Source organism: Desertibaculum subflavum (genome assembly GCA_003576705.1).
In the GTDB taxonomy this organism is placed as follows: Bacteria; Pseudomonadota; Alphaproteobacteria; order Ferrovibrionales; family Ferrovibrionaceae; genus Desertibaculum; species Desertibaculum subflavum.
This window is the reverse complement of the sequence record QOZS01000108.1, coordinates 1-5756: the sequence shown is the minus strand read 5'-3', so window position 1 is coordinate 5756 and position 5756 is coordinate 1. Positions and strand designations below refer to the sequence as shown.

Below are 5756 nucleotides of genomic sequence, written 5' to 3'. Positions count from 1 at the left end.
CCGCCGCCGCCCCCTCCACCGCGCGACGCGCCGCCGCCCGACCGGGCCGGCCCGCGCGACGCCGAGCCGCCGCCCGGCTCGCCCATGTCCGGCGCATCGCCGCCGCCTTCGCGGCGGCCGTCCAGCATGGTGAGCTCGCCGCGGAACCGGCTCAGCACGACTTCAGTCGTGAATTTCTCCTGGCCGCTCTGGTCGGTGTATTTCCGGGTCTGCAGCTGGCCCTCGATATAGACCTTGGCGCCCTTGCGCAGATACTGCTCGGCCACCTTCACCAGGTTCTGGTTCCAGATCACCACCTGGTGCCACTCGGTGCGCTCCTTGCGCTCGCCCGATTGCTGGTCGCGCCAGCTTTCCGAGGTGGCGATCCGGAGGTTGGCGACCCGGTCGCCGTTCTGCATGGCCCTGACTTCGGGATCGCGCCCGAGATTGCCGACCAGGATGACCTTGTTGACGCTGCCCGCCATCGCTTCTTCCGCCTTGAGAGAGGTCTTGCGTGTACTATAATCGTTCTCGGTGCGGCACTGCCAGCCGAACTGTTCCAAGCCGACCTAACTCTTTTGGCAAATATTGCCCGCGAAGGTCCCGCGAACCATGACCAAATCCATCAGCGTGCGCGGTGCCCGCGAGCATAACCTGAAAAGCATCGACGTCGAGATTCCGCGCGACCAGCTGGTGGTCATCACCGGGCTTTCGGGCTCCGGCAAGTCCTCGCTCGCCTTCGACACCATCTATGCCGAGGGGCAGCGCCGCTATGTCGAGTCGCTCTCCGCCTATGCGCGGCAGTTCCTCGAACTGATGCAGAAGCCCGACGTGGACCATATCGAGGGCCTGTCGCCGGCGATCTCGATCGAGCAGAAGACCACCTCGAAGAACCCGCGCTCCACGGTCGGCACCGTAACCGAGATCTACGACTATATGCGTCTCCTCTGGGCCCGGGTCGGCATCCCCTATTCGCCGGCCACCGGCCTGCCGATCGAGAGCCAGACCGTGTCGCAGATGGTCGACCGGGTGATGGCGCTGCCGGAGGGCTCGCGGCTCTATCTGCTGGCGCCGATGATCCGCGGCCGCAAGGGCGAGTACCGCAAGGAGCTGCAGGACCTCAGGAAGCGCGGCTTCCAGCGCGTGCGGATCGACGGCAAGCTCTACGAGATCGAGGACGCGCCGGCCCTCGACAAGAAGAAGAAGCACGATATCGAGGTGGTGGTCGACCGCGTCGTCGTGCGCGACGGCCTCGCGACGCGGCTCGCCGACAGCCTGGAGACCGCGCTCGGCCTGGCCGACGGCATCGTCTATGCCGACGACGCCGACAGCGGCAACCGCATCGTGTTCTCCGCCAAGTTCGCCTGCCCGGTCTCCGGCTTCACCATCGACGAGGTGGAGCCGCGCCTGTTCTCGTTCAACAACCCGCATGGCGCCTGCCCGACCTGCGACGGTCTCGGCGTCAAGATGGTGTTCGACGCCGACCTCGTGATCCCCGACGAACGGCTGTCATTGAAGGACGGCGCCGTCGCCCCCTGGGCGCGGTCGACATCCCCCTATTACCAGCAGACGCTCGACAGCATCGCGCGCCACTTCAAGGCCTCGACCGCGGTGCCGTGGAGCGAGCTGCACCAGAAGGTGCGCGACCTGATCCTGTTCGGCTCCGGCGAGGAGCCGATCTCGATGACCTACGACGACGGGCTGCGCGCCTATACGACCAAGAAGCCGTTCGAAGGCGTCATCCCCAATATGCAGCGGCGCTGGAAGGAGACCGATTCGGCCTGGATCCGCGAGGAGCTGGAGCGCTTCCAGTCGAGCTCGCCCTGCGAGGCCTGCGGCGGCTTCCGCCTCAAGCCGGAAGCGCTGGCGGTCAAGATCGATGGCAAGCATATCGGCGATGCTTCGGACCTCTCGATCCGCGCCGCCGCCACGTGGTTCGCGGCGCTCAACGGCAAGCTCGATTCCAAGCGTCAGGAGATCGCGGCGCGCATCCTGAAGGAGATCAACGAGCGGCTCGGCTTCCTGGTCAATGTCGGGCTCGATTATCTCACCATGTCGCGCGGCTCCGGCACCTTGTCGGGCGGCGAGAGCCAGCGCATCCGCCTCGCCTCGCAGATCGGCTCCGGGTTGACCGGCGTGCTCTACGTGCTGGACGAGCCCTCGATCGGCCTGCACCAGCGCGACAATGCGCGCCTGCTGCAGACGCTCGAGCGCCTGCGCGATCTCGGCAACACGGTGATCGTGGTCGAGCATGACGAGGAGGCGATCCGCACCGCCGATCACGTGATCGACATGGGTCCCGCGGCCGGGGTCGGCGGCGGCCATATCGTCGCCGAAGGCACGCCGGCCGAGGTGATGGCGAACCCCGCCTCGCTCACCGGGCAATATCTCACCGGCTTCCGCCAGATCGAGGTGCCGGAGCGCCGCCGCAAGGCGCAGCACGACCGCTGGATCACGCTCACGGGCGCCAAGGGCAACAACCTGCGCAATGTCAGCGCCCGCCTGCCGGTCGGCACGCTCACCTGCATCACCGGCGTCTCCGGCAGCGGCAAGTCCACGCTGATCATCGAGACGCTCTACAAGGTGCTGGCCAAGCGCCTGAACGGCAGCCGCGAGCAGCCGGGGCCGTTCGAGAAGATCGAAGGCCTGGAATGGCTCGACAAGGTGATCGATATCGACCAGTCGCCGATCGGCCGCACGCCGCGCTCCAACCCGGCCACCTATACCGGCGCCTTCGGCCCGATCCGCGACTGGTTCGCCGGCCTGCCGGAGGCGCAGACGCGCGGCTACAAGCCCGGCCGCTTCTCCTTCAACGTCAAGGGCGGGCGCTGCGAAGCCTGCCAGGGCGACGGGCTGATCAAGATCGAGATGCACTTCCTGCCCGACGTCTATGTCCAGTGCGACGTCTGCAAGGGCAAGCGCTACAACCGCGAGACGCTCGACATCCTGTTCAAGGACAAGTCGATCGCCGACGTGCTCGACATGACGGTCGATGACGGCGCCGAGTTCTTCCGTGCCGTGCCGATGGTGCGCGAAAAGCTGGAGATGCTGCAGGAGGTCGGCCTCGGCTACATCAAGGTCGGCCAGTCGGCGACCACGCTCTCCGGCGGCGAGGCGCAGCGCATCAAGCTGGCGAAGGAACTGTCCAAGCGCGCAACGGGCCGCACGCTCTACATCCTCGACGAGCCGACCACCGGCCTGCATTTCGAGGACGTGCGCAAGCTGCTCCAGGTGATCCAGCGTCTGGTCGATGCCGGCAACACCGTGGTGGTGATCGAGCACAACCTGGAAGTCATCAAGACCGCCGACTGGATTCTGGATCTCGGCCCCGAGGGCGGCGACGGCGGCGGCCGCATCGTCGCCGAAGGCACGCCGGAAGCGGTCGCCAAGGTCGCGGAGAGCCACACCGGCCGCTATCTCCGCACCTATCTGCGCCGCGAGCCGGTCCCGGCGCTCGAGGCGCCGAGGCCGGCCAAGCGCGCCGGGCGGCGCGGCTAGTTCGGTTGGAAGCCCAGGGCCCGGATCGCCTTCTCCAGCTCGCGCGCGCCTTCGGCATATTTGCCGCGGCGGCAGAGATCGACGCCGATATCGCGCTCCAGCTTGCCGGTAGAGCTGCCTTCCGTCTTGGAACTCCACAGGGCGTGATCCGCCTGGGCCCGCAAGGCCTGGCAGCGTTCGGCGGTATCCGCCAACGCGTTGCCGGCGAGGAAGACGGTCGTGGCCGTGACGATTGCGACGCTGAGCTTGCGCATGGAAGCACCTCTGACTGGGTTAGGATAGTTAGATCGCGCCGGTCCGGCGGGAAGTGAGCCAGGTCACATCGCAGCCATGCGGAAGACACCGGACGTTGACGCCTCTCCCTCGCCGCCCGCGCTGGACCGGCCGGCCCTGGAGCGCAAGGCGCTCGACTATGTCGGCCGCTACGAGGCGCCCGCCGCACGCGTTGCCGCGGTGCTGCGACGTATGGTCGACCGTGCGGCGCAACGGGATTCAATTGATCGTGATGCGGCGCGGGCGCTGATCGACGAGGTCGTCGCCGATCTGGTCACGCGCGGCATCATCGTCGACCGGCGCTATGCCGAGATCCGGGCGCGGACACTGCGCGGTCGCGGCACTGCCACCGCGATGATCCGGCAGGATCTGCGCGCGCGTGGTGTCTCCGCCGCTGTCGTGAGCGAGGTTCTGCAGGGCGGCTCCGACGAATCCGCGGCGAATCTCGCCGCCGCCGTCGCCTTGGCACGACGTCGCCGGCTAGGCCCGTTCCGCCAGGAAGCGGCGCGCGCCGACCACCGCCTGCGCGATCTCGCCGCCCTCGCCCGCCGCGGCTTCGATTCGGATACCGCCCGCCGCGTCATCGACGCGCCGGACGTCGCCGCGCTCGAACAGGATGATTAGCCGCCGGAGCGGCGGTCGACGCCGCTGATGGCGATGCCGTCCGGCCGGCGCTCGATGGCAAGGCCGTCGGTGCGCGGCACCACCACCCCGCCGATCATTGCATCGAGCACGTCCAGATAGGGCGAACGGGCCGGCGGCATCGCCCAATCGGCCGCTGCCAGCACCACCGCCACAGCGCCGAATTCGGGCATGTTCAACGTCGCGAATTCGGCACCCTCGGCATCGGTCGCCACCAGCAGCGAGCGGCCATCCGGCGCAAATCGCGCCCTGGCCGGCGCGATGGCGGCATCCGCGCTGAAGCCGAGCCGCCATTGCCGCGCGCCCTCGCGCGTGATCTCGATCCGGGTATCGGGCCGCAGCGTAAGCCGCATCAGCCGGTGCCGCCCCTGCTCGGTTGCGGCCACCGCCGCCACCCGGGCCGGCGGGATGCTGGCCGGATCGAGGTCGCCCTGGGCGGGCATGAACAGGATCAGCTCGTCGCCGAGGCGCAGCGCGGCGAGCCGCGGCGCCGAGAACAGCACGCCGGCATGCGCGACCTTGGGCGGCAGCGGTCCGCTGGGCGGCGGCCGGACCGGCGCTGCCATCGGACCGGCCGGCGCCGGCAGGCCATGCACCACATCGACAGCGACGCCGCCGGGCGTCACGCGATAGCGCAGATAGGCGCCCGGCGCCGGCACGATGTCGACGGCCTGTCCCTCGGGAACGCGCTGGGTCAGGAACTCGGCGACGCCGCGCGGCAGCGCGGCCATCGGCGGCAGCGGCCCCGGCAGCACGATCCGATAGCTGCCCTCGCTCCGCCGCAGCAGCGGCATGGCCGGCCGCAGCGGCGGACGGCCATCCGGCTGCTCGACGAACGGAACGACCAGCCGGTCGTAGCCGTCATGCCGCTCGATCCGGACCGGCTCGGCCGCCGCCGCACGCCACGCCGGTATGGCCAGTGCGGCGAGCGCCAGGATCAGAGCCGGGATCAGCGCGGGAATCAGCGCGGGAAACTGCTCAGGGGCGCGCCTGGCAGTACTGGCGCGGGTCGGCCAAGCGGCGGCAGAAGGCGTCGGCATCGGCTCGGCTCGGGAAGGCTCCCACCAGCAATCTATACGCGGTCCGATCGTCGCTTACCTTCACTTCGTGGATCACCGGCGCGAATTCGCCGACCGTGCCGGGATGCAGCCGGGCCAGAATCTGCCAGCCGGTCAGCGCGGAGCCGATATCGCCATAGGAGGCCAGATGGGCGAAATGCGGCGCCGCGCCGTCGCGGATCTCGGCGCCGGTCACCTCCGTCGGCGCCGGCGGCGGGGGCGGCGCCTCCAGCGCGGCGCGGCGCGACGGCCCTTCCGGCCGGGCCATGGCGCGCTTCTCCACCCGCGCGCCGGTCGCCGCGGGTC

General features: G+C 69.3%; 6 protein-coding genes. 2 read left to right on the top strand and 4 right to left on the bottom strand.

What is annotated here, in order from left to right:
- Positions 1-464: single-stranded DNA-binding protein (gene ssb, locus DT074_RS27350; RefSeq protein WP_119423005.1), on the bottom strand; the 464-nt coding region annotated here is incomplete at its 3' end.
- A 127-nt stretch (positions 465-591) separates the two neighbouring features.
- Between ssb and uvrA the strand changes: the two genes are divergently transcribed.
- Positions 592-3477 (top strand): excinuclease ABC subunit UvrA, encoded by a 2886-nt coding sequence (uvrA, locus tag DT074_RS27345; protein ID WP_119423004.1) that lies wholly within the window; start codon positions 592-594, stop codon positions 3475-3477.
- Here uvrA and DT074_RS27340 read toward each other — a convergent pair.
- Complete coding sequence (locus DT074_RS27340) at positions 3474-3731, bottom strand: hypothetical protein (RefSeq protein WP_119423003.1); 258 nt, start codon at positions 3729-3731, stop codon at positions 3474-3476. The two genes, uvrA and DT074_RS27340, sit on opposite strands and share 4 nt — an antisense overlap.
- A 76-nt stretch (positions 3732-3807) precedes the next feature.
- On the opposite strand from DT074_RS27340, the gene DT074_RS27335 reads away from it, so the two are divergent.
- The gene (locus DT074_RS27335) at positions 3808-4374 is read left to right on the top strand and encodes a regulatory protein RecX (protein ID WP_119423002.1); all 567 of its coding nucleotides are present in this window, start codon (positions 3808-3810) and stop codon (positions 4372-4374) included.
- On the opposite strand, the gene DT074_RS27330 is transcribed toward DT074_RS27335, so the two are convergent.
- Both DT074_RS27330 and DT074_RS27325 read right to left on the bottom strand, forming a co-directional pair.
- Positions 4371-5432: a hypothetical protein gene (locus DT074_RS27330; protein ID WP_119423001.1), complete on the bottom strand. Its 1062-nt coding sequence runs from the start codon at positions 5430-5432 to the stop codon at positions 4371-4373. The genes DT074_RS27335 and DT074_RS27330 overlap by 4 nt on opposite strands.
- Positions 5371-5756: SPOR domain-containing protein (locus DT074_RS27325; RefSeq protein WP_162915283.1), on the bottom strand; the 386-nt coding region annotated here is incomplete at its 5' end. The genes DT074_RS27330 and DT074_RS27325, both read right to left, overlap by 62 nt.